The organism is Streptococcus sp. SCPM-O-B-15277 (M60) (assembly GCF_058200335.1).
In genome coordinates this window covers 135,520-159,369 of the sequence record NZ_JBYQGR010000002.1, presented here as the reverse complement: position 1 = coordinate 159,369, position 23,850 = coordinate 135,520, and the positions used below count along the sequence as shown (strand labels likewise).

Here is a 23,850-nt window from a genome sequence, read left to right as displayed (position 1 = left end):
TCATCTTTTAGCTGTCACTAGTTGATGCTCTCAAGCAAGCCTTCTAGTTCTTCCTTGCTTAGGCGACGCCATTCTCCACGTTTCAAATCCTCATCCAAGGTCAAAGTTCCCATGGTTAAACGTTGCAAATCCACCACTTCCTTACCACAGTAGGCCACCATCCGTTTGACCTGGTGGAATTTCCCTTCTGCAATAGTCACTCGGACCAGGCTTTCTTCCTTTTCCGTATCAATCGATACAAGCTCCAGCTTGGCAGACTGACAGGTAAAGTCCTTGAGCGGAATGCCCTTGGCAAATGTCTCAATGTCTTCATCCGTCATGATTCCATTGACTTGCGCCAGATAAGTCTTATCCACATGGCGTTTTGGTGAAAGAAGAGCATGAGCCAGCTTGCCATCATTGGTCAAGAGCAAGAGTCCATGCGTATCGATGTCCAAACGTCCCACTGGGAAAACTTCCTTTGAACGAGCCAAGTCATCCAACAAATCCAAAACAGTCTTGTGTTTAGGATCTTCAGTCGCTGAGATAACTCCTTGAGGTTTGTTCATCATATAGTAGACAAACTCTTCGTACTCTAATTTTTTACCGTCAAAACAGATCTCGTCCGTATCTTCATTGATTTGTAGCTTGGCAGATTTTTCTTTCTTGCCATTGACCGTCACGCGCCCAGCCTTGAGAAGATTTTTGACCTCAGTCCGACTCCCGATAGCACAGGCTACTAAAAATTTATCTAATCTCATAGGGCTATTATATCATAAAAAGAGAGCGGTTTTCGCTCTCTTTTTCTCGAATTATCTTTCTCCAATTTACTTTTTAATCATACTTTTTATCCTATGAATTTATACAATCTCATCCTATACTTTCGCGTCTTCCGCAACCAAATCATATGGAAAATATGAAAGTTCTTCACTAGATATTCGTTAACCAAATTAGTTTTTTAATCACTTTATTCCTCCTATGGACATTATTGACCACACAGATGTAAAGAATGAACAAGAAAACAGAATAAATCAGCAATCCTAAAAACTTTGCATAGACCAGGTAAACTATCAAGGAGCCTATCAAACTGACGCTACTAATACTATTAAATACGAAAGCAAGAGTTCCATTTTTCTTTGCTATTTCTAAGAACTCTGAGTACTCAATATCTGTAAATAATGCAGGATATAAGTCCAAGTCTTTGTTAGAGTAGTCCACTACAAATTTCCCTATGAGCAAGGAAAGACAAGTACATAGAATGAAGCTAGAGTATTTGATAGTAGGGATATCAAAAACGGTTAAACCATTCAGCAATCGAATAATGGGGAGAGATAGCAAAGTGAGTCCAAGAGTGTAGTAATGGTGATTCTTAGATGTTCTTTCGAGAATTGAAAAGTAAAGTCTCTTTTCTTTTAAGTCATAATAGACTATTTTGTTTTTATACAATCCTAGATTAACTAGTTTCCTATTGTTTTTCATTCTTTCAGTCATTGTTCAACATCTCTTTCTCAAACCATGGACTTCCATTTACTCTAATCTCAGAAAATCTCTAGCTCACTTCTTATACTAGAGAAATCTTTCCCCTTTGTCAACATTTCGCCGGTGTTTGTCCTTGATTAGCAACCATTCTCACATCGAGTTCGCAACAAAAAAAGCCGCCTGATTGGGCGACTTAATTTTTTTATAGGGAGATTATTATGAAAAAGTTTTAGGAGTATAAGTTAAGTTCTTCTTAACTTATGAGATAAGTATACAGCTCCTATCTTAAAGTTTCCTTAAGTATTTTTAAATGTGAGATTTTTCCATTTTACTTGCCAGTTTTTCTTAGATAAACGCTGTTGATAAAGCTTCATCCGGTCGTCATTTTCTAAAAAATGGGGAGTTGGAGAAACCTGAAAATTCAAAATATCCTCTAAACCATAAGGAGCAAAGAGCTCTAAAGTTGCGTCAGCATGCAAGCGAAGTCCTACTGCCGTACAACGTTCAGGATATTTACTCATGGCATCGCAGGAATTTCTATACGGAGGCGTATGGGGACTATGCTGATGCATAAAGACTTGATTTTTCAGCTCCCACTGATACTGGGGAAAGTCCTCTCTCAACTTGTTTTCTATAGCCAGCGTTTCTTCGTAACTCACATCTGGGTCAAAGAAAATCACATCCACATCCGTTTCACGGTCAAAGGCTGGCTTATCTGACAAGAGATTCCAGATAAAATTTCGGACCGAGCCAGCCGCCAACCAGGAATCTTTCAACTCTAAGTCACGGATGATGGTCAGAATAGCCATAATATCAGGATTTTCTCTGAAAGAGTCTAAGATTTCAGACTTATTTTTCAATGTATTCATACCCTAAATGTTCATAAGCCTTAGCTGTCGCGACCCGTCCTGAACGAGTTCGCATGATAAAGCCTTTCTGGATCAGGTAAGGTTCGTACATATCCTCTACCGTCTCACGCTCTTCCGCGATATTAACCGAAAGAGTTCCTAGACCGACAGGACCACCACCGTACATCTCAATCATAGTGCGAAGAATTTTCTGGTCTACATAGTCCAAACCTTCATGGTCTACATCCAGCATAGTTAAAGCCTTATCAGTAATCACATCATCAATCAAGCCATCGCCCATAATCTGCGCAAAGTCGCGCACGCGCTTGAGAAGACGATTGGCGATACGAGGAGTCCCACGACTACGTAAAGCTAACTCCGAAGCTGCTTCATGAGTAATTTCCATCTCAAAAATATCTGCCGTCCGCTCGACAATCTCTGTCAAGTCGTCATGGGTATAGTATTCCATGTGACCAGTGATTCCAAAACGGGCACGAAGAGGATTTGAGAGCATCCCTGCTCGTGTCGTCGCACCAATCAAGGTAAAAGGTGGCAAGTCTAGATGGACACTACGGCTAGCTTCCCCTGCACCAATCATGATGTCGATGTAGAAATCTTCCATAGCACTGTAAAGTACCTCTTCTACTGACATGGGCAAGCGATGAATCTCGTCGATAAAGAGCACATCTCCTGGCTCCAAGTCATTCAAAATCGCTACCAGATCACCAGCTTTTTCGATAACAGGACCTGACGTTTGTTTGAGATTGACTCCCAGTTCATTGGCAATGACAAAAGCCATGGTTGTTTTCCCGAGACCTGGAGGGCCAAACAAAAGAACATGGTCCAGCGCCTCATCACGCATTTTTGCTGCTTCGATAAAGATTTGAAGCTGATCCTTGACCTTATCTTGTCCGATATATTCACGTAAATATTGGGGACGGAGGGTACGTTCTACCAACTCCTCATCACCCATGATTTCATTATCTAAAATTCTACTCATGTTCCTATTATAGCAAAAATCCAGCCTACAAACAAAAAAGCCACCGAATTTGGTGGCTTCTTTAGGGAGATTATTATGAAAAAGAAAAGTTTAGGATTTTTATTAAATAAAGTTAGGAGGTCTTTACTTAACGATTATATGATACAAGAGAAGACTTAAAGTTATCTTAAGATAAAAGAATTATTTTATTTTTTTCGATCTACCCAAATCATTCCTGTACAATCATAAGTAGATAAGGTTTCAAACCCCAGAGAACGGTAAAACCCCAATGTTTTTTCTGTCTGTTCAGTCGCTAGTTGTACTTGGTAGGCACCCTTATAGTCAGCTAAGGCTTCTTTCATCATAGAACTTCCAATCCCTTGGCGCTGATAGCTAGGCAAAACAATCAAATCCTGGACAAAAACGGATGAAAATCCGTCTCCAACCAAACGCACTAAACCAACGATTTTCTCACCATCACGAGCAAGATAAATGGCTAGTGAATGAGTCAGAGACTGGGACAACATTTGGGGTTGATTTGTATAGTTTGTCCAACCAACTGCCTGATAGAGATGCAAAACGTCATCGATTGAAACAGATGTTTCTTTTGTAATCTTAATCATAGCAAACCTTTCTAACATTCTCTAAGAGATTTCAACTGATGGCCATTTTTATCAAAATTTTCAGGATGCAACCACGCTTCAAAACGTGCTTTAACCCTTGGCCAGTCCTTATCGATCATGGACAACCAATCCGTATCTCTGGTGCGACCTTTATAGATAACAGCTTGGCGGAAGGTTCCCTCATAGATAAAGCCCAAACGTTCTGCTGCTTTTCTAGATGGAAGATTAAGAGCATCACACTTCCACTCATAACGTCGATAATTGAGCTCTTCAAAAACATAACGGGCTAATAAAAACTGGGCTTCTGTCCCCATTCTTGTGTGCTTGAGGGCCGGAGAAAAGGTCACAGCACCCACTTCAATGACGCGATTGGTTTGGTCAATGCGCATCAGAGAAAAAGTCCCTAAAGCTTTACCAGTTGCTTTATCGATAATCGCGTAGTAAAAGCGATCCTTTCGCTCAAGCATCTGCTTTAAAGCAACTATTAATTCTTCGAAATTTTCTACTGGTGGTTGAAAAAGGTAGGTCCACATCTCACGAGGACTATCTGGGCCATATACAGCTAATAAATCCTCTGCATGCTTTTCCACCGATAGAGCTTCTATAATCGTATATCGCCCTTCTATCCGTACAAGTGAAGGCAAAACTCCAGGTGTATCATCTACAGGTTCACCAATCATCTGACCGTATTCATTTACTGGCATAGTTTTCTCCTTATCTCACTCTTATAAGTTTAAAGATGTGAATAGTATATCACATCTCACAGGTAATCTACAAAAAATCCTCCAGATTATGGAGGATTGATCAAATATGGAAACGAGTGAGTTAATGCCCCTTGTGCTTCTCTCTACGTTTTTGCTGTTTGCGTTCGAATTTCTCTTGTTTGAGCAATTGTTTTTGGACACTAGATTGATGTTTTGAAATCTTTTTCCTTTCCTCATACTGCAACTGCAATAATTCTTTCGACTTGGAAGAAACTTTCTGCTTTACTTGTTTCTTCACAGCTCGCTGTAATCGTTTAGGATTCTTGATTTTTACATGCTGCTTAACTGTAGCTTCTGGACTAAAAGATAATTGAGTAAACTGAGTCTGTAAGATCTCTAGAATTTCATCATCTTTTGGCTCCTGACCAAATGTCACACGACAAACTTGATAAGTTTCTCGATACACTTGTTCGAACAAACCATGCCAAAATCCATCTTCAAAATAAACTGTCAATCCAATTGAAATTGTTTCCACGACAGCACCTCCTTAAATCTATCCCTAAGAATGGACAACCAAGGAGGAAGGTTACTGATAGGCTTGCCTACGTCTGGACTACCAACCAGAACTGTGTTTTTATCTTAGTTGGAAATATTATAGCATATAGCAATACAAAAATCCTCCAGAACTTAGCTCTGAAGGATTCATTTTTATTTCACAACAATGTTGACAAGCTTATTTGGTACTGCGATCACTTTCACGATTTCCTTACCGTCAATTTCTGCTTTGACTTTTTCGTCAGCCAGAGCGATTTCTTGCAATTCTTCGCGTGACAGGTCTTTGGCTACCATGAGTTTCGCACGGACTTTACCTTTGATTTGGACGACGATTTCGATTTCGTTTTCGACCAATTTGCTTTCGTCCCATGTTGGCCAAGTGACGTAAGAGATGGACTCACCAGTTGCTGCAACAGTTTGCCAGAGTTCTTCTGCCAAGTGAGGGGCAAATGGGGCAATCAATTGGATAAAGCCTTTAGCATAGTCCACATAGAGTTTTTCTTCCTTGTTCGCCGCATTGACAAAGACCATGAGTTGGGCAATGGCTGTGTTGAATTTCATAGACTCAATTTGCTCTGTGACAGCTTTAACGGTTTCGTTATAAACCTTATCAAGAGTGCCATTGTTTTCTGCAACGATTTCTTTACTTGTGATCAAACGGTAAACACGATCAAGGAACTTACGACTTCCTTCCAGACCTTCTTCTGACCAAGCGATAGAAGCATCAAGTGGTCCCATGAACATTTCATAGACACGAAGGGTATCGGCACCGTATTGTTCCACCACATCGTCTGGGTTAACCACGTTCTTGAGGGATTTAGACATCTTGGCTGGCGCTTGCTCCAATTCTTCTCCTGTTTCCACATGGAAGAAGGAACCGTCACGTTTTTCAACCTTATCAGTTGCCACAAGAGCCCCACGATGGTCACGGTAACTTGTTCCCAAGATCATTCCTTGGTTAAAGAGTTTTTGGAATGGCTCTTTGGTTGGAACGACACCGAGATCATAGAGGAATTTATGCCAGAAGCGAGCGTAAAGCAAGTGAAGAACGGCGTGTTCTGCACCACCCACGTAGATATCCACTGGCAACCATTGTTTGAGGAGGTCCTCATCGGCCAATTTCTCAGTGTTATGTGGATCAATATAGCGAAGGTAGTACCAGCTTGAACCTGCCCATTGTGGCATCGTGTTGGTCTCGCGACGACCTTTCACGCCATCTTCACGAGTCACTTCAAGCCAGTCAGTCAAGTTAGCTAGTGGACTCTCCCCAGTACCTGAAGGACGGATATCCTTGGTTACAGGCAAGACAAGTGGCAATTCATTTTCAGGAACAACCGTTGAAGTCCCATCTTCCCAATGAATGATTGGGATTGGTTCACCCCAGTAACGTTGACGGCTAAAGAGCCAGTCACGAAGACGGTAGGTAACCTTCTCTTGACCACAGCCTTTTTCTTCCAACCAAGCAACAATTTTAGCAATGGCTTCTTCTTTGTTTAGTCCGTTCAAGAAGTCTGAGTTGATGTGAAGACCATCTTCTGTGTAAGCTTCTTCTTCAACGTTTCCACCTTCCAGTACTTCTACGATTGGAAGGCCAAATTGTTTGGCAAATTCCCAGTCACGTTGGTCGTGGGCAGGCACGGCCATAACAGCACCTGTTCCATAGCTAGACAAAACGTAGTCCGCAATCCAAATTGGGATTTCTTTACCGTTAACAGGGTTGATAGCATAAGCTCCAGTCCAAACCCCAGTTTTTTCCTTGGCAAGGTCGGTACGAGCCAAGTCTGACTTGAGGCTAGCTTGGTGTTTGTAGGCAGCAACAGCCTCAGCTTGTTCAGGACTTGTGATGGCATCTACTAGTTCATGCTCAGGTGCCAAAACAGTGAAGGTCGCACCGAAAAGGGTGTCTGGTCGTGTCGTAAAGACGGTGAATTCCTTGTCTGTTCCTTTCACTTTGAAAGTGACATTGGCACCAGTTGATTTACCAATCCAGTTGCGTTGCATGTCCTTGATAGACTCTGGCCAGTCCAGGTCATCCAAGTCATTGAGCAAGCGCTCTGCATAGGCAGTAATTTTAAGCATCCATTGGCGCATTGGTTTGCGGACAACTGGATAGCCACCACGCTCAGAGGTTCCATCTGGAAGAACTTCTTCGTTGGCAATGGCTGTTCCCAATTCTTCAACCCAGTTTACTGGCACTTCAGCTTCATAAGCCAAGCCTTTTTCGTAAAGCTTGGTGAAGATCCATTGTGTCCACTTGTAATAGTTTGGATCTGTTGTGTTGACTTCACGATCCCAGTCGTAAGAGAATCCAAGCGCATTGATTTGGCGTTTGAAGTTGGCAATGTTTTCTGCTGTGAATTCCGCTGGGTCATTCCCTGTATCCATAGCGTATTGCTCAGCAGGCAAACCAAAAGCATCCCATCCCATTGGGTGAAGGACATTGTAACCTTGGGCACGTTTGAAACGGCTGAGGATATCCGTCGCTGTGTAGCCTTCTGGGTGTCCTACGTGAAGACCCGCTCCAGATGGGTAAGGGAACATGTCAAGCGCATAAAACTTAGGTTTTGAAGCATCTGTTCCTGTCTTAAAAGTGTGATGGTCAGCCCAGTACTTTTGCCACTTAGGCTCGATTTCTTTATGATTGTAAAAACTCATGCTGTCTCTCCAATTTTCGTGATGCTCCTATTATACCATTTTTAGAAAAAATATTGTTTCTCTTTTCGTGTTTTTTATCGTTTCGCCCTTTAAACACTAAACTATTTTACAAATAAATTCTAAAAATTCTCCAATATATATAATTTACCATTCAATTAACTCTTCATAAATAATATAGATGCAAGATAGGGCTTTTTATGGTAGAATATAGGAAAGTGCTTTCTCAGAAGGAGGGAAAAATGAACAAACAAACCATCGCTGTTTTAGGGCCTGGTTCTTGGGGTACTGCTCTGTCACAAGTTTTAAATGACAATGGACATGAAGTACGTATCTGGGGAAATATTCCTGACCAAATTGACGAAATCAATACACAACATACCAACAAACGCTATTTTAAGGATACTGTATTAGACGAAAAGATTGTTGCCTATCATGATTTGGCAGAAGTTTTGAAAGGTGTTGACGCTGTTTTGTTCGTAGTCCCAACTAAGGTGACCAGACTGGTAGCTCAACAAGTGGCTGCTGTTCTTGACCATAAAGTCGTCATCATGCATGCTTCGAAAGGTCTTGAACCAAATAGTCACAAACGTCTTTCAACCATTCTTGAAGAAGAAATTCCTGAAGAGTTACGCAGTGAAATTGTGGTTGTATCTGGTCCTAGTCATGCGGAAGAAACGATCGTCCGCGACATCACCTTGATCACTGCTGCTTCGAAAGATTTACAAACTGCTCAATATGTCCAAAAACTCTTTAGCAACCACTACTTCCGTCTTTATACCAATACAGATGTGATTGGAGTGGAAACTGCTGGTGCTCTTAAAAATATCATTGCTGTTGGTGCAGGTGCCCTTCATGGACTTGGATTTGGAGACAATGCCAAGGCTGCTATTATCACGCGCGGGCTTGCGGAAATCACTCGTCTAGGAGTCAAGCTTGGAGCAAATCCATTAACTTACAGTGGTCTTTCTGGAGTTGGGGATTTAATCGTCACCGGAACTTCTGTCCACTCACGCAACTGGCGAGCAGGTGATGCTCTTGGGCGTGGTGAAGCCTTGGCAGATATCGAAGCCAACATGGGAATGGTCATCGAAGGAATTTCAACAACCAAAGCCGCTTACGAATTGGCGCAAGAGCTTGGAGTTTATATGCCTATTACTCAGGCTATCTACCAAGTTATTTATGAAAATGTTAATATTAAAGATGCTGTTTCTGAACTCATGAGTAACGAGTTCAAGGCAGAGAACGAGTGGTCATAATCACCGTTAGAAAGGAAGCTCATGAAGCAAAAAGTTAGAAAAGCTGTTATCCCTGCCGCGGGGCTTGGAACTCGTTTCCTTCCAGCAACCAAAGCCTTGGCCAAAGAAATGTTGCCAATTGTGGATAAACCAACCATTCAATTCATCGTTGAAGAAGCTCTTAAGTCTGGAATTGAGGATATTCTTGTCGTAACAGGGAAGTCAAAACGTTCGATTGAAGACCACTTTGACTCAAACTTTGAACTAGAATACAACCTCAAGGAAAAAGGGAAAACAGATCTCTTAAGATTAGTGGATGAAACGACTGGCATGCGCCTTCACTTCATCCGTCAAACACACCCACGCGGACTCGGAGATGCTGTTTTACAAGCCAAAGCTTTCGTCGGAAACGAACCATTTGTGGTGATGCTCGGAGATGACCTCATGGATATCACTGATGACAATGCTGTCCCATTGACCAAGCAGCTCATGAATGATTATGAAGAGACTCATGCTTCTACCATCGCTGTAATGCCTGTACCACACGAAGAAGTCTCTGCTTATGGTGTTATTGCTCCTCAAGGAGAAGGAAAAGACGGACTTTACAGTGTTGAAACTTTCGTTGAAAAACCAGCGCCTGAGGATGCTCCAAGTGATCTTGCCATCATCGGTCGTTACCTACTCACACCTGAGATTTTTGGTATTCTTGAAAATCAAAAACCTGGTGCCGGAAATGAAATCCAGCTAACAGATGCTATCGATACACTTAACAAAACTCAACGTGTATTCGCTCGCGAATTTAAAGGTTCACGTTATGACGTTGGAGACAAGTTTGGCTTTATGAAAACTTCCATCGAATACGCCCTTAAACATCCTCAAGTTAAAGACCACTTGAAAGACTACTTGATTGATCTCGGTAAAGAACTTTCAGGAGAAAAATAAACCCTTAAAACCAGGTTGAGTATACCTGGTTTTTTTATTGCCTAAACAGCTCTAAAGCTAGTCCAAGACTAATTTCTTGCAATCATTGCTTTTATGGTATAATAATAAGGAGTGAGGAAAGAAATGAAAAATACATTATTATCTATGAAAGAAAAAGGACTGGCTTTCCTTCAGTCCCTAAAATCAAAACTAAAAAATATACATTTAGGTAAAGGTGGCCCTAAAAAGTCTAAAAAGAAAAAGCAAACCAAAACGAATATTTGGACTATCTTTGCTAATATCTTACTAGGAATCAAGGCAACCTTTAATACCCTATTCATCATCGCCTTCCTTGGTGGACTTTTAGGAACTGGGGTTGTTTTCGGTTATGCTGTATCTCTATTTGACAAAGTGACCGTTCCTCAAACAGAAGATTTGCTCAAACAAGTGAACGATATTTCATCCATCTCTGAGATTCGCTATGCTGACGGAACTATGATTGGTGCTATCGAAAGTGACCTTCTTCGGACATCTGTCGCATCAGATGCTATTTCAGAAAATCTCAAACAAGCTATCGTTGCGACCGAGGATGAACATTTCGCCGAACATAATGGGGTCGTTCCTAAAGCAGTTATTCGTGCCAGTCTAGGAAATTTTATCGGACTTGGTTCTTCTAGTGGTGGATCGACACTAACCCAGCAGCTCATCAAGCAACAAGTGGTTGGGGATGCTCCTACACTAACTCGTAAAGCTACTGAAATCGTAGATGCCTTGGCCTTAGAGAGAGCAATGAGTAAGGACGAAATCTTGACCACCTATCTCAACGTCGCTCCATTTGGTCGTAACAATAAGGGGCAAAATATCGCAGGAGCTCAACAAGCAGCTAAGGGTATTTTCGGTGTTGATGCCAATCAGCTAACGATTCCACAAGCAGCATTCTTAGCAGGCTTGCCACAAAGTCCTATCTCCTACTCACCTTATGAATCTACTGGAGAGATGAAGAGCGAAGAGGATATGGAACTGGGTATCAAGCGTTCCAAAGATGTTCTTTACAATATGTACAGAACAGGAGTCCTCAGCCAAGAAGACTACGAAACCTATAAAGCATACGACATTAAGCAAGATTTCTTGCCAGCAGAAAGTGTAAACCTAACTTCTAAAGGTTATCTCTACTTTACTGCACTTGATGAAGCAACGAATCTCATGTATGATTACTTGGTGAAAAAAGATAATGTTTCCGCTCAAGAACTCAAGAACGAATCTATCCAGAAATCCTATCGTGAATTAGCTGAAAAAGAAATTCAAAATGGTGGTTACCGTATCACAACTACAATCGACAAAGCTATCTATACAGCTATGCAAAATGCTGTAGCAAATTATGGCTACCTTTTAAATGATAGTAGTGGTCAACCTGAAGTCGGGAATGTCTTGATGGATAACCAAACGGGAGCTATCTTAGGATTTGTAGGTGGTCGCGATTACCAAAGCAATCAAAATAACCACGCCTTTGATACAAAACGATCTCCAGCTTCGACTACCAAACCTATCTTAGCCTATGGTATTGCTATTGACCAAGGATTAATGGGAAGTGCTAGCATCCTATCAAACTATCCAACTAACTTTGCCAACGGAACTCCAATCATGCACGTCAACAGTCCAGGGACAGCTATGGTAAACCTTAAGGAAGCTCTAAATTATTCCTGGAATATCCCAGCCTACTGGACTTATCGTATGCTTCGTGAAAAAGGAGTCGATGTCCGCTCCTACATGGAAAAAATGGGTTATGAAATCCCAGAATACGGTATTGAAAGTCTTCCTATGGGAGGAGGAATTGAAGTCACTGTAGCTCAGCATACTAACGGATATCAGACCTTAGCTAATAATGGTGTCTACCATAAAAAATACATGATTTCGAAAATCGAAAAAACCAACGGTGAGGTTATCTACGAGCATAAAGACGAACCTGTGCAGGTCTACTCTAAAGCGACCGCAACCATTATGCAGAGCCTACTGAGAGATGTACTTTCATCCCGAGTCACGACAAGCTTCCAAAGTGATCTTTATGGCATAAATCCCAGTCTAGCAAGTGCTGATTGGATTGGGAAAACTGGTACAACAAATGAAGAAGCCGATATGTGGCTCATGCTTTCAACTCCACGGTTGACCCTTGGTGGCTGGGTTGGTCACGATGATAACAGTTCGTTAGCCAAAGGCGCATACTATCGTAATGCTAAGTATATGGCTCACCTCGTAAACGCTATTCAACAAGCTTCTCCTTCCGCTTGGGGTTCTGAACGCTTTACCCTTGATTCAAGTGTCACTTCTTCTCAAGTCCTTAAGTCGACTGGGCAGAAACCTGGTAAGGTCACTATCAACGGTAAAGAGATTGAAGTAACTGGAGAAACTGTAACCAGTTATTGGGCGAACCAAGCTGGTGCTCCAACTACTACCTACAAATTTGCCATCGGTGGAAGTGACTCTGATTACCAAAAAGCTTGGAATACGATTTTGGGAAGTCTACCAAAATCATCTAATTCCAACAATAATAACTCAAACAACAATAGCAATAATAACAATAATCGAAATAATAACAACAATAATAATAGCAACAACAATAATAATAGCAACAACAGTAATAACGGTAATAATAACAATAATACTACAAGTGATAGCAACGACTCATCTTCAAATAGACTACAACGTTAACCTTTCTATATGAATCAGTATCAAAAGAATATTTTTAAGGGGACCATCTACTCCCTCCTATCTGGACTAATATGGGGCATTTGTGGCATTTTAGGAGAATTCTTCTTTACGCATTATCAAGTATCATCCGGTTGGATTACTTCCATGCGACTAAGCCTTGCAGGTGGTTTCGTGCTCATCTTGTCTAGCTTTAAGTTTCGCTCACAGCTATTCGATATCTGGAGAAAGCGCAAAAACTACCTGCCTTTTCTGGCTTATGCCATCTTAGGAATTTTCTCTGTTCAGTATTTCTTCTATCTCTGTGTAGAATACTCTAATGCGACAACTGCAACCATCCTACAATTTATCAGCCCTGTCTTCATTCTCATATACAACCGCATCATCTACAAGAAAAAAGCTTCTAAAAAAGCAATCTTCTATGTTTTAACTGCTATGCTTGGGGTCTTTTTGATGGCTACCAAAGGCGATCTTTCTAAGTTATCCATCACTCCTATCGCTTTATTAACTGGACTTCTCAGTGCGCTGGGCGTCATGTTTAATGTCGTCTTACCCCAGACATTTGCTCGAAAATATGGTTTTGTTCCTACTGTTGGTTGGGGAATGATGCTGGCTGGACTCTTTAGTAATTTTCTCTATCCTGTTTATAGAATTAGTTTTCAGCTGGATTGGGTGAGCATCTTGATTTGTTTGACCATTGCCTTTTTGGGAACAGCTTTTGCCTTTTTCCTATCTATGAAGGCTGTATCACTCGTATCCCCATTGGTGGTGTCAGTGGTCAGTGCAAGTGAACCGCTATCCTCTGCTATTCTAAGCGTTCTATTTCTAGGTCTTGTCTTGGACGGCTACCTGCTATTAGCTATGATTTTGATTATTATTCCCATGATCTTCTTATCCATCGAAGAATCAAAGGACAAACTAAAAGAATCTTCTTTTAACACTTAAGGCTTCAATTTTAAAGCCTTTTTTGGTAGAATAGTAAGCATTACAAAGAGTGAGGAGACATCTATGACTGCTACAAAAATGAATGCACAAGAAATTATCCAATTTATCGCAAATGCTGAGAAAAAGACAAGTGTAAAAGTGACCTTTGAGGGGCAACTTACTGGATCTATCCCTGCTTCTGTTACCAAGCTTGGAAATGTTCTCTTTGGAGACTGGAAGTATATCGCACCTCTTCTTGAAGGACTAACAGAAAATAAAGATTATGTTGTTGAGCAAGACGCTCGCAACTCAGCTGTACCTCTCCTTGATAAACGCGACATCAATGCTCGTATCGAACCAGGGGCTATCATCCGTGACCAGGTTGAGATTGGCGACAACGCTGTTATCATGATGGGAGCTGTGATCAATATTGGTGCTGAAATCGGTGCTGGCACTATGATTGACATGGGTGCTATTCTAGGCGGACGTGCTATTGTCGGTAAAAATAGTCACGTAGGTGCTGGTGCTGTTCTTGCAGGTGTTATCGAACCAGCTAGTGCAGAGCCTGTCCGTGTCGGTGATAATGTACTTATCGGTGCTAACGCTGTGGTTATCGAAGGTGTTCAAATCGGTAGCGGATCTGTTGTTGCAGCAGGTGCCATCGTCACTCAAGATGTTCCAGAAAATGTTGTGGTGGCAGGTGTTCCAGCTCGTGTTATCAAAGAAATCGATAGCCAAACCCAACAAAAAACAGCGCTAGAAGATGCGCTTCGCACCTTGTAAATAGTAACAGAGGCGGAAACTTTTCCAGCCTCTTTATCGTATCAATAGAAGGAAATTAGATATGTTAGATTTGATTCAAACTCGACGCGATCTTCACCAAATTCCTGAGATCGGTTTAGAAGAAGTCAAGACTCAAGCTTATTTGCTCAATGTCATTGAGAAATTAACAGATGGTAAGGATTTTGTTCAGATTCGTACTTGGCAAACAGGTATTCTAGTGTATTTACAGGGAAGTCAGCCAGAACGTACCATCGGTTGGCGGACAGATATCGATGGACTCCCAATCGTTGAACAAACAGGTCTTGCCTTTGCCTCTCAACACCAAGGAAGAATGCATGCCTGCGGACATGATTTCCACATGACAATTGCTCTCGGAAGCTTGGAGCGTGCCTTAGAAAAACAACCAAAAAATAACCTTCTCTTTCTCTTCCAACCTGCCGAGGAAAACGAAGCAGGTGGCATGCTCATGTATGAAGACGGGGCCTTTGACGACTGGTTGCCTGACCAATTCTATGGGCTTCATGTTCGTCCAGACCTAAAAGTTGGACAGATTGCGACCAATACCCATACACTCTTTGCAGGAACTTGCGAAGTCAAGATTCGCTTCAAGGGTAAAGGTGGTCACGCAGCCTTTCCACATCAAGCAAACGACGCTCTGGTTGCAGCTAGCTATTTTGTCACTCAAGTTCAGTCAGTCGTTAGCCGTAATGTTGATCCTATCGAGGGAGCTGTCGTCACTTTCGGTGTCTTTCAAGCTGGAACAACCAATAATGTCATCGCTGATACAGCTTTCTTGCATGGAACCATTCGAGCTCTCACACATAGCATGAGCCTCTTAGTTCAAAAACGTGTCAAAGCCATCGCTGAAGGTGTCGCAGCTGCTTTTGATATGGATGTGGAAGTTGAACTCAAGCAGGGAGGTTACCTACCTGTCGAAAACAACCCTGAATTAGCTCGAGAATTGATGACCTTCTTTGATGAAAAAGAGGGAATTGAACTAATCGACATCGAACCTGCCATGACAGGAGAAGACTTTGGTTATCTTCTCTCCAAGGTTCCCGGTGTCATGTTCTGGCTTGGAATTGATAGTCCCTATGCTCTTCACCATCCAAAGATGAGTCCTAAGGAAGAAGCTCTGGCAATTGGAGTCGAGGCTGTATCAAGCTTTTTAGCAAAGAAAGCTGCGGAGTAAACAATGAAAAAAGCCCTACGCAAGCAGGTCTTGCAAGAACTCAAATCTCTATCAGCCGAAGAAAAGGAAGTCATGGACGCTTGGTTGAATGAGCAACTACTTCTACATCCCTTCTACAAGGAAGCAAAAACCATCGCCACTTACCTGTCTTTCCCTCATGAATTTCAGACAGCTAGACTCATTGAACAGGCTCAAAAAGATGGGAAGACACTCCTCATTCCCAAAACCTATCCACATGGAAAAATGGACTTTGTTCTATATGAACCAGAGAAACTCGAAAGAAATTCTTTTGGACTTCTTGAACCTCAAGGAGACTTCACAATCCTTGAACCCTCTCAGATTGACCTGATTCATGTTCCTGGTTTGGCTTTCAACACTTCTGGCTATCGGGTTGGCTATGGAGGTGGCTATTACGACCGCTACTTAGAGCGTTTCCCAGGTCATACTATTAGTACGATTTATCCATGTCAGATTCAGAATTTTCAACCTGAGCACTACGATATTCCTGTTGAGGAGGTACTCATCTATGAAAGAAATTTTTGATCGTCGGTATCCTGTCACGAGCTTCTTTCTACTCGTGACAACCCTGGTTTTTGTACTCATGTTTCTAACCAGTGGTTTCAACTATACCAGCGCAGCCACCTTGTATAAATTCGGAGCTGTGTATCCCCCTGCTATCAAGGCCATGCCTGAACAAATCTGGCGCTTATTCTCCGCAACCTTTGTCCACATTGGCTTGCAGCACTTTTTAGTCAATATGCTATCCCTCTACTTTTTGGGACGCCAGATGGAGCAAATCTTTGGCTCCAAACAGTTTTTCTTTATCTACCTTCTATCAGGTATGATGGGAAATCTCTTTGTCCTAGTTTTTAGTCCCAATGCTATTACTGCAGGTGCTTCAACTGCCCTCTACGGTATGTTTGCCTCTATTGTTGTTCTCCGATATGCTTCACGCAATCCCTATCTCCAACAACTTGGTCAATCCTACCTCTCCCTCTTAGTCATCAACCTAGTGGGTAGTATTTTAATGCCTGGTATCAGCCTTGCTGGGCATGTCGGGGGTGCTGTCGGGGGTGCATTACTGGCTATCGTCTTCCCAGTCCGAGGAGAACGAAAAATATACAGCCCAGGCCAACGTGGTCTAGCAACCCTAGCCTTTATTGCTTTATCAGCTCTACTACTTTTTATCGGACTATTCTAAGAACAAGAAAAACCATTGGAAACTCTCTCAGAGAGCTTTATTTCCAATGGTTTTTTGAATCTATATAAAAAGTTGCTTAAAATCCATTATTGTCACTGAGTTCTTTGAACCAGTGGCCTGATTTTTTCAATCGTCGTTCTTGCGTTTCAAGGTCAAGCTCGACTAAACCATAACGGTTTTTATAGCTATTGAGCCATGACCAGCAATCGATGAAGGTCCAGATCAAGTAGCCTTTACAGTTGGCACCGTCTTCGATGGCACGATGAAGCTCACGAAGGTGACCTTTGACAAAGTCAATACGGTAATCATCCTGAATCATTCCATTTTCGCGGAATTTATCTTCACCTTCAACGCCCATCCCATTCTCTGTCAACATCCACTCAATATTGCCATAGTTTTCCTTGATGTTTTGGGCAATGTCATAAATTCCTTGCTCGTAGATTTCCCAACCACGGTGCGGATTGATCTTACGACCGGGCATGACGTAAGGTTCATAGAAATGCTCTGGCAAAAGCGGGCTGTCAGGATGCTTAGCAAAACGCGGCGCCATGACACGCAAAGGCTGGTAGTAGTTGACTCCAAGAAAATCTACTGTGTACTCACGAATAAGTTCCAACTCCTCAGCTGTAGAATCTGGCAGCAAATTATGCTCAGCTAAAATTTCCACTAGTTCTTCTGGATAAGTTCCCAAGACTGATGGATCTAAGAAAGATTGCGCTTGAAAGAGATCTGCTATACGAGCAGCTTTCACATCCGCAGGATGTTGACTACGTGGATAAGCTGGTGTCAAGTTGAGGACAATCCCAATCTTAGAATTTGGCAGAATTTCGTGACAAGTCTTCACTGCAAGAGTGCTGGCCAGTTGAGTGTTATAGGCTACCTGAACCGCTGCTTTGGCATCTACCTTATGAGGATAATGGGCATCATAGAAATAGCCAAACTCTACAGGAACGATAGGCTCATTGAAGGTAATCCATTGGTCTACCAAGCCTCCATAAGTTTCAAAACAGAAACGCGCATAGTCTTCATAAGCCTTGATGGTCGCCTTATTTTCCCAACCATCGCCATCTTCTTGAAGGGCAAAAGGCAGATCAAAGTGATAAAGATTGACTAAGAGACGGATTCCCTTGGCCTTAATAGCTTCAAAGACCTGACGGTAGAAAGCCACACCTTGAGGATTGACTTCACCACGACCCTGTGGGAAAATACGAGACCACTGGATTGAAGTCCGAAAGGCTGTATGACCTGATTCTAACAATAGTTCGATATCTTTTTCCCAATTTTCATAAAAGGTCGATGTTTTGTCTGGTCCAATCCCATTGTAGTAGCGATTTGGTTCTACTTGGTACCAATAATCCCAGAGATTATCTCCCTTTCCGTCACCAGGCACTCGCCCCTCTGTCTGTGGCCCAGAAGTTGAGGAACCCCAGACAAAATCCTTTGGAAATTTTAGCATAGCACTACCTCTTTTTACGATTTTAATGTTTACTTTCTCTCATTATAAAGAAAAAACAAGGCAAAAACTAGTTACATTTTTGTCTTGTTTTTCTTCTGATTATAGATTTTATTTATTTGTTAGGATTTCAAGGGTTTCAAGCAAGTTATCTGTGTGAACTTCGATTGTATCTCCTGTCGCCTTGATCTTGACTTCTACGATGCCATCAGCTGCTTTTTTACCTACAGTGATACGGATTGGAAGACCAATCAAGTCGCTATCGCTAAATTTAACACCGACACGTTCGTTACGGTCATCCGTCAAGACTTCGTAGCCTTTATTTACCAAAGCTTCTTCGATACGATTTGTCAATGCAAGACTTTCTTCATCCTTGACATTAACTGGAATCAAGTGCACATCAAATGGCGCCAATTCTTTAGGGAAGTTGATTCCCCAAGCATAACGGTATTCACCTTTTGGAGTTTTATTGACAAAGAGGCGAGCGTGTTGTTCCATGACTGCTGAAAGGAGACGGCTGACACCGATACCATAACATCCCATGATAATTGGAATCGCACGACCATTTTCATCCAAGACATCTGCTCCCATACTTGCTGAGTAGCGAGTCCCAAGTTTGAAAATGTGACCAATCTCGATACCACGTGCAAAGTTGAGAACGCCTTGTCCGTCAGGAGAAATTTCACCTTCACGAACTTCACGAATATCCACATACTCAGCAGTGAAATCACGGCCTGGGTTGACACCAGTCAAATGGTAACCATCTTCGTTAGCACCTACAACAGCATTGCGACTATCTTGCACCTTGCGGTCTGCGATAATCTTGACATTTTCTGGAAGATTGACTGGGCCAAGTGAACCAAAGTCCGCTCCCAACAATTCTTTCACTTCTGCCTCAGTTGCAGGTTCCAAGAAGTCTGCTCCAAGGTAGTTTTTCAATTTGACTTCATTGAGTTGGTCATTGCCAACGAGTAGGGCAACAACTGGCTCCTCGTCTGCGATATAAACCAAGGTCTTGATTGTTTGCTCTTCAGAGACATTCAAGAAAGCAGCAACTTCATCAATTGATTTGACACCTGGTGTTTCCACGCGAGCTACTTGATCTTCAGTCACAACGCGGTTGCTTGGTTTGTATGCGTTAGTTGCCATTTCCAAGTTAGCTGCATAGCTTGACTCACTTGAGTAGGCGATTGTATCTTCACCAGAAACCATCCATTTCAGCAATTCAGCCTTGATTTCTTCTTGCACTTCAGACGGAATCTCGTCAAATGATGCGACAGATTTATCCAATACCACCCAACGATCAAGGTCTGTACGAGCAGGTGTGATGGCCATAAACTCTTGACTGTCCTTACCACCCATTGCTCCACCGTCACCGATGATGGCTTTAAAGTCCAAGCCACTACGAGTGAAGATACGCTCGTAGGCTGCCTTGTACTCATCATAAGTAACATCCAAGCTATCGTAGTTAGCGTGGAAGCTATAGCCGTCTTTCATGATGAACTCACGGGTCCGAAGAAGTCCATTACGTGGACGTTTTTCATCACGATACTTAGGCTGGATTTGGTAGAGATTCAGTGGTAATTGCTTGTAAGACTTAACAGAATCACGGACAATAGCTGTAAAGGTTTCTTCATGAGTTGGACCCAAGATAAAGTCTGACTTCTCACGATTTTTTAATTTGTACAAGTCTTCACCGTAAGTCTCATAACGACCAGATTCACGCCAAAGGTCCGCACTGAGAAGGGCTGGAGCCAACATCTCAACTGCACCAATCTTGTCAAATTCTTGACGCATGATGTTCTTGGCTTTTTCGATTACACGGTTAGCAAGTGGTAGGTAAGAATAAACACCTGCTGATACTTGGCGAACATAACCAGCACGCAACATAAGGGCGTGGCTGATAACTTGAGCATCGCTTGGCATTTCGCGAAGCGTTGGAATAAGCATTTTACTTTGTTTCATATTTTTCCTCTAATTCTTAAAAGAAGGTACGCATGATGTCGTTCCAAGTCACGGCGATCATCAAGACAACCATAATCACAACTCCAACTAGAGTAACATAGGTTTCAATTTCTTGTTTCAGCGGTTTACGGCGAATGGCTTCGATGATGTTGAGCACGATTTTACCACCGTCTAGTGCCGGGATAGGAATCAAGTTGAAAATACCGATATTGATGGAAATCATAGCCAAGAAGAACAAAACATTCTCAAGACCATTTTTAGCAGCATCACTACTTGCCTTAAAGATAGCAACAGGTCCACCCAATTTATTCAAATCAGGCTGGAAAATCAAGCTCTTCAATGCATTGAGAATGCGCAAGGCTGAGTCAGCCGCACTAGTAAATCCACCTACAAACATAGACCAGATATCTGATTTGAGTCTCGGTTGAACACCTAGAATATAGCGACCTTGGTTTTCCTCAGGGGTCACACTGACTTGCTTCTCAGTTCCATTTTCAGAGACTGTTACATCCAATACAGGTGCTGTTTTGTCCTTGGTCTCTGCTTCAACAGCCTGAATCAAATCTTGCCAGTTACTAATTTCGTGTGAACCGACTTTAGTGATTTGGGCAGTATTTTCAACACCGGCCTTAGCAATCGCGCTATCAGGGATGATACTAAAGTTATTGCTTTGCGTATCACGAACGCCACCCTGCATGAAAATCAAAATCCAAAAGACGATAACTCCTAGAATAAAGTTATTCATAGGACCTGCAAAGTTGGTAATCAACTTGCCCCAGACAGTCGCATTTTGATACTGAACATCTAGCGGAGCGATACGAACTTCCGTTCCGTCAGCTTCCACGATAGTTGCATCATGGTCTACAGAGAAGGTCTTCTCCTCTTCCAAAACCAGACCTGTGATAAAGAGTTTATCCTCAAAGTCATATTGGGTTACCTGCATCGGAAGAGCCGTTTGGTCGACCTTCTTACCAGAAAGATTGATGCGCTTCACCTTGCCATCTTCAGCCAAAGTTAAACTAACAGGAGTTCCTGTCTTAATCTCTGTGGTATCCTCGCCCCAACCTGCCATGCGGACATACCCACCAAGCGGTAGGAGACGAATCGTGTAAGCTGTCCCATCTTTCCCGATATGGGCAAAGATTTTTGGACCCATTCCGATGGCAAATTCACGAACGAAAATGCCAGACTTCTTAGCAAAGTAAAAATGTCCGAACTCGTGAACCACCACGATAATTCCAAAAACAAGGATAAAGGTTAATAATCCTAACATTTAATATCTATTCACCTTTCCTTAAAATAAGCCAAAGAGGTGCATAATAGGGAAAACAGCCAACATAGAATCAAAGCGATCCAGTACTCCACCATGGCCTGGGATAAAGAAGCCTGAATCCTTGACTCCAAAATGGCGTTTCATGGCACTCTCAATCAAGTCACCCAATTGACCTGCAATACTAAAGAAAATGGCAAAGAGCATCATTTTGTAAATGCCATAAGGAAGGGCAACCGTACTATCCACTAACATAAAGATAAGAGTGACAAGCATGGCAGCTAAAATTCCACCAAAGGCTCCCTCGATTGATTTGTTCGGAGAGACTCTCGGAGCCAATCTTCTCTTACCGAAATTCATTCCGACCAAGTAAGCACCACTATCAGTTGCCCATACGATACAGAGGGCCAAGAGAGCTTTATCCAAACCTGCGATTCGAGCATCCACTAAAGCATTGAATCCAAAACCAACATAGAAACTCATAGCAATCGGGTATACAGCATCTTCAATGGTATAATTCTTGCTAAAAACAGTGCAACCTAACATGGTAAAAATCACAACACCATATGCGACAACATTCCCATCTACAGGTAAAAATGTCAAGTAGTTTTCTAGGGGGATTGTCAGTGCGAAAGTCGCTAACAAGGTCAGCAACCCCTCAGGAGTCATGGTGTTTAACCCTTTCATCTGAAGCAACTCGTTCACCCCTAGCATAGCTAGAAGTCCCATAGCAATCTGTAACCAAAGCCCACCAATCACCAAGAGTGGGATAAAGATTGCTAATGCCAGAGCGGCAAATATGGTCCTCTTTAATAAGTCCTTTTTCATAATGTTCCTATACTCCTCCAAATCGACGATTGCGGCGATTATACTCTGCAATAGCTTCTTTCAAAGCTTCCTCATCAAAGTCAGGCCACAAAACATCTGTGAAATAAAGTTCACTATAAGCTGCTTGCCAAGGCAAGAAATTGCTCAAGCGAAGCTCTCCACTCGTTCGAATGATTAAGTCCGGGTCGCGCAAGACCTTAGGCAAATGCCCTGTAAAGAGGTATTCCCCAATCAACTCTTCTGTAATATCGCCTGGATTCACCTTAGCATCCAAAACATCCTGTGCAATCAACTTGACCGCTTGTGTAATCTCAGCTCGTCCACCGTAATTAAGGGCAAAGTTGAGAATCAAACCTGTGTTTAACTTGGTCAACTCTTCCGCTTTTTTCAAAGATTCAAAAGTTTGTTTTGGCAAGCGATCGGTTTCCCCAATCATTTGGATCTTCATGTTCTTTTGGTGCAATTCGGGGACATACTTATCATAAAATTCAACAGGCAAGTTCATGATAAACTTGACTTCCTGGTCTGGACGTGTCCAATTTTCAGTAGAGAAGGCATAAACAGTCATAGCCTTGACACCCATATCACTAGCAGCAATGGCTACCGTTCTCAGAGCATCCATCCCAGCCTTATGCCCAAAGACACGTGGCTGCATCCGTTTTTTAGCCCAACGACCATTCCCATCCATGATAACTCCGATATGTGCTGGCACCACTGCTGGTGTTTCTGTTACTTTATCTTTTTTTAAAAATCCAAACATGATTGTATTCCTATTCAAAAATCTATCGTTTCATTATACCATATTTTTCGCTTTTCTTCTATCATATTCTCTTATTCTAAGTCGGAATTCCCTATAGAACTCCTATCTTTCTAAACTAACAAGCCTTGCATTTCACGGAGAAAGTTGGTACAATAAAACATAAAGATTTATCCTTGTTCAGTCACAGGGGTTTTTTATTGAAAGGATCTTATCATGTCAAAAAAACTACAACGTAAAAAACAATTAAGAAACAGTCTTCGTCGCTCAGGCGCACTTTCAAACGCAGTAAACAAGGTTGTCGAAGAAACAAAAAAAGTTGTGAAGCATGCTGAAAAAGCAGCAAGCGAGGCTGGAAAAGCTGTCTCTAAGCAAGTAGAAAAAGCTGTAGAAGCAACTAAAGAGCAAGCCCAAAAGGTTACAACTTCTGTTGAAGATTTCGCAGCTAACTTAGGCGGACTTCCACTTGACCGTGCTAAAACTTTCTACGATGAAGGAATCAAGTCTGCTGCTGACTTCAAAAACTGGACAGAAAAAGAACTCCTTGCTTTGAAAGGAATCGGTCCAGCTACAATCAAGAAATTAAAAGAAAACGGCATCAAGTTCAAGTAATCTTTCTTGTCCCTTGCATTTCCGTGAAAAACTTGTTAAAATAAAGCCATTAGAGGTGTTTTGAATCCCACATTTTACAGAAAGTGGCGGTGCTGAGAAGTCCACAAATGTGTCAAAACTGGTTGCTAATGGATGAAAATGAAATAAACAAAGTTGCGGGCTCTGCCCGAAATTGGGTGGTACC

21 protein-coding genes are annotated in these 23,850 nt (G+C 42.1%); 9 read left to right on the top strand and 12 right to left on the bottom strand.

Going from position 1 to position 23,850, the window contains the following annotated elements; all coding sequences use genetic code 11:
• Positions 1-17 precede the first annotated feature (17 nt).
• From AC3E9F_RS04215 to leuS, 7 genes are all read right to left on the bottom strand, one after another.
• Entirely contained in the window at positions 18-740 is a 723-nt protein-coding gene (locus tag AC3E9F_RS04215) for a pseudouridine synthase (protein ID WP_263394320.1), read from the bottom strand.
• Between the two features lie 1,014 nt (positions 741-1,754).
• The gene (locus tag AC3E9F_RS04210; RefSeq protein ID WP_263394319.1) at positions 1,755-2,327 is read right to left on the bottom strand and encodes a nucleotidyltransferase family protein; all 573 of its coding nucleotides are present in this window, start codon (positions 2,325-2,327) and stop codon (positions 1,755-1,757) included.
• Positions 2,308-3,306, bottom strand: coding sequence for a Holliday junction branch migration DNA helicase RuvB (gene ruvB, locus AC3E9F_RS04205; RefSeq protein WP_006151318.1), 999 nt, complete (start codon positions 3,304-3,306; stop codon positions 2,308-2,310). The genes AC3E9F_RS04210 and ruvB overlap by 20 nt, the downstream gene beginning before the upstream one ends.
• Before the next feature lie 185 nt (positions 3,307-3,491).
• Complete coding sequence (locus tag AC3E9F_RS04200) at positions 3,492-3,908, bottom strand: GNAT family N-acetyltransferase (protein WP_263394318.1); 417 nt, start codon at positions 3,906-3,908, stop codon at positions 3,492-3,494.
• 11 nt (positions 3,909-3,919) lie between these two features.
• Positions 3,920-4,612, bottom strand: coding sequence for a GNAT family N-acetyltransferase (locus AC3E9F_RS04195; protein WP_263394317.1), 693 nt, complete (start codon positions 4,610-4,612; stop codon positions 3,920-3,922).
• A gap of 121 nt (positions 4,613-4,733) precedes the next feature.
• Entirely contained in the window at positions 4,734-5,147 is a 414-nt protein-coding gene (locus tag AC3E9F_RS04190; protein WP_178894499.1) for a YjdF family protein, read from the bottom strand.
• A 173-nt stretch (positions 5,148-5,320) separates the two neighbouring features.
• The gene (leuS, locus tag AC3E9F_RS04185; RefSeq protein ID WP_263394316.1) at positions 5,321-7,822 is read right to left on the bottom strand and encodes a leucine--tRNA ligase; all 2,502 of its coding nucleotides are present in this window, start codon (positions 7,820-7,822) and stop codon (positions 5,321-5,323) included.
• 239 nt (positions 7,823-8,061) lie between these two features.
• On the opposite strand from leuS, the gene AC3E9F_RS04180 reads away from it, so the two are divergent.
• The 8 genes from AC3E9F_RS04180 (at position 8,062) to AC3E9F_RS04145 (ending at position 16,781) form a co-directional block, all read left to right on the top strand.
• Positions 8,062-9,078, top strand: coding sequence for an NAD(P)H-dependent glycerol-3-phosphate dehydrogenase (locus AC3E9F_RS04180; RefSeq protein ID WP_263394315.1), 1,017 nt, complete (start codon positions 8,062-8,064; stop codon positions 9,076-9,078).
• A gap of 21 nt (positions 9,079-9,099) precedes the next feature.
• A complete protein-coding gene (gene galU, locus AC3E9F_RS04175; RefSeq protein WP_263394314.1) occupies positions 9,100-9,999 on the top strand; it encodes a UTP--glucose-1-phosphate uridylyltransferase GalU in 900 nt (299 codons plus the stop codon).
• A gap of 123 nt (positions 10,000-10,122) precedes the next feature.
• A complete protein-coding gene (pbp1b, locus tag AC3E9F_RS04170; RefSeq protein WP_263394313.1) occupies positions 10,123-12,684 on the top strand; it encodes a penicillin-binding protein PBP1B in 2,562 nt (853 codons plus the stop codon).
• Between the two features lie 9 nt (positions 12,685-12,693).
• Entirely contained in the window at positions 12,694-13,626 is a 933-nt protein-coding gene (locus AC3E9F_RS04165) for a DMT family transporter (protein WP_263394312.1), read from the top strand.
• 63 nt (positions 13,627-13,689) lie between these two features.
• Complete coding sequence (dapD, locus tag AC3E9F_RS04160; protein WP_263394311.1) at positions 13,690-14,388, top strand: 2,3,4,5-tetrahydropyridine-2,6-dicarboxylate N-acetyltransferase; 699 nt, start codon at positions 13,690-13,692, stop codon at positions 14,386-14,388.
• 61 nt (positions 14,389-14,449) lie between these two features.
• Positions 14,450-15,580: an N-acetyldiaminopimelate deacetylase gene (locus AC3E9F_RS04155; protein WP_490672839.1), complete on the top strand. Its 1,131-nt coding sequence runs from the start codon at positions 14,450-14,452 to the stop codon at positions 15,578-15,580.
• 3 nt (positions 15,581-15,583) lie between these two features.
• Positions 15,584-16,123 (top strand): 5-formyltetrahydrofolate cyclo-ligase, encoded by a 540-nt coding sequence (locus AC3E9F_RS04150; RefSeq protein ID WP_263394309.1) that lies wholly within the window; start codon positions 15,584-15,586, stop codon positions 16,121-16,123.
• Positions 16,107-16,781, top strand: a complete 675-nt coding sequence (locus AC3E9F_RS04145; RefSeq protein ID WP_263394308.1) for a rhomboid family intramembrane serine protease — start codon at positions 16,107-16,109, stop codon at positions 16,779-16,781. The genes AC3E9F_RS04150 and AC3E9F_RS04145 overlap by 17 nt, the downstream gene beginning before the upstream one ends.
• 76 nt (positions 16,782-16,857) lie before the next feature.
• Here the strand turns inward: AC3E9F_RS04145 and AC3E9F_RS04140 are convergent, their stop codons facing one another.
• The 5 genes from AC3E9F_RS04140 to uppS form a co-directional block, all read right to left on the bottom strand.
• Positions 16,858-18,237 (bottom strand): glycoside hydrolase family 1 protein, encoded by a 1,380-nt coding sequence (locus AC3E9F_RS04140; protein ID WP_263394307.1) that lies wholly within the window; start codon positions 18,235-18,237, stop codon positions 16,858-16,860.
• Between the two features lie 108 nt (positions 18,238-18,345).
• Positions 18,346-20,199: a proline--tRNA ligase gene (locus AC3E9F_RS04135; protein ID WP_263394306.1), complete on the bottom strand. Its 1,854-nt coding sequence runs from the start codon at positions 20,197-20,199 to the stop codon at positions 18,346-18,348.
• 16 nt (positions 20,200-20,215) lie between these two features.
• Entirely contained in the window at positions 20,216-21,472 is a 1,257-nt protein-coding gene (gene rseP, locus AC3E9F_RS04130; protein WP_263394305.1) for an RIP metalloprotease RseP, read from the bottom strand.
• A gap of 21 nt (positions 21,473-21,493) precedes the next feature.
• Complete coding sequence (locus AC3E9F_RS04125) at positions 21,494-22,297, bottom strand: phosphatidate cytidylyltransferase (protein WP_263394304.1); 804 nt, start codon at positions 22,295-22,297, stop codon at positions 21,494-21,496.
• A gap of 7 nt (positions 22,298-22,304) precedes the next feature.
• Entirely contained in the window at positions 22,305-23,057 is a 753-nt protein-coding gene (gene uppS, locus AC3E9F_RS04120) for an undecaprenyl pyrophosphate synthase (protein ID WP_247913133.1), read from the bottom strand.
• 213 nt (positions 23,058-23,270) lie between these two features.
• Here uppS and AC3E9F_RS04115 point away from each other — a divergent pair, with 213 nt between their 5' ends.
• A complete protein-coding gene (locus AC3E9F_RS04115) occupies positions 23,271-23,666 on the top strand; it encodes a helix-hairpin-helix domain-containing protein (protein ID WP_006149254.1) in 396 nt (131 codons plus the stop codon).
• Positions 23,667-23,850 lie beyond the last annotated feature (184 nt).

Coding starts and splice junctions, on each gene's coding strand:
- AC3E9F_RS04215 (WP_263394320.1), bottom strand. CDS start 740: ATGAGATTAGATAAATTTTTAGTAGCCTGTGCTATCGGGAGTCGGACT.
- AC3E9F_RS04210 (WP_263394319.1), bottom strand. CDS start 2,327: ATGAATACATTGAAAAATAAGTCTGAAATCTTAGACTCTTTCAGAGAA.
- ruvB (WP_006151318.1), bottom strand. CDS start 3,306: ATGAGTAGAATTTTAGATAATGAAATCATGGGTGATGAGGAGTTGGTA.
- AC3E9F_RS04200 (WP_263394318.1), bottom strand. CDS start 3,908: ATGATTAAGATTACAAAAGAAACATCTGTTTCAATCGATGACGTTTTG.
- AC3E9F_RS04195 (WP_263394317.1), bottom strand. CDS start 4,612: ATGCCAGTAAATGAATACGGTCAGATGATTGGTGAACCTGTAGATGAT.
- leuS (WP_263394316.1), bottom strand. CDS start 7,822: ATGAGTTTTTACAATCATAAAGAAATCGAGCCTAAGTGGCAAAAGTAC.
- AC3E9F_RS04180 (WP_263394315.1), top strand. CDS start 8,062: ATGAACAAACAAACCATCGCTGTTTTAGGGCCTGGTTCTTGGGGTACT.
- galU (WP_263394314.1), top strand. CDS start 9,100: ATGAAGCAAAAAGTTAGAAAAGCTGTTATCCCTGCCGCGGGGCTTGGA.
- pbp1b (WP_263394313.1), top strand. CDS start 10,123: ATGAAAAATACATTATTATCTATGAAAGAAAAAGGACTGGCTTTCCTT.
- AC3E9F_RS04165 (WP_263394312.1), top strand. CDS start 12,694: ATGAATCAGTATCAAAAGAATATTTTTAAGGGGACCATCTACTCCCTC.
- dapD (WP_263394311.1), top strand. CDS start 13,690: ATGACTGCTACAAAAATGAATGCACAAGAAATTATCCAATTTATCGCA.
- AC3E9F_RS04155 (WP_490672839.1), top strand. CDS start 14,450: ATGTTAGATTTGATTCAAACTCGACGCGATCTTCACCAAATTCCTGAG.
- AC3E9F_RS04150 (WP_263394309.1), top strand. CDS start 15,584: ATGAAAAAAGCCCTACGCAAGCAGGTCTTGCAAGAACTCAAATCTCTA.
- AC3E9F_RS04145 (WP_263394308.1), top strand. CDS start 16,107: ATGAAAGAAATTTTTGATCGTCGGTATCCTGTCACGAGCTTCTTTCTA.
- AC3E9F_RS04140 (WP_263394307.1), bottom strand. CDS start 18,237: ATGCTAAAATTTCCAAAGGATTTTGTCTGGGGTTCCTCAACTTCTGGG.
- AC3E9F_RS04135 (WP_263394306.1), bottom strand. CDS start 20,199: ATGAAACAAAGTAAAATGCTTATTCCAACGCTTCGCGAAATGCCAAGC.
- rseP (WP_263394305.1), bottom strand. CDS start 21,472: ATGTTAGGATTATTAACCTTTATCCTTGTTTTTGGAATTATCGTGGTG.
- AC3E9F_RS04125 (WP_263394304.1), bottom strand. CDS start 22,297: ATGAAAAAGGACTTATTAAAGAGGACCATATTTGCCGCTCTGGCATTA.
- uppS (WP_247913133.1), bottom strand. CDS start 23,057: ATGTTTGGATTTTTAAAAAAAGATAAAGTAACAGAAACACCAGCAGTG.
- AC3E9F_RS04115 (WP_006149254.1), top strand. CDS start 23,271: ATGTCAAAAAAACTACAACGTAAAAAACAATTAAGAAACAGTCTTCGT.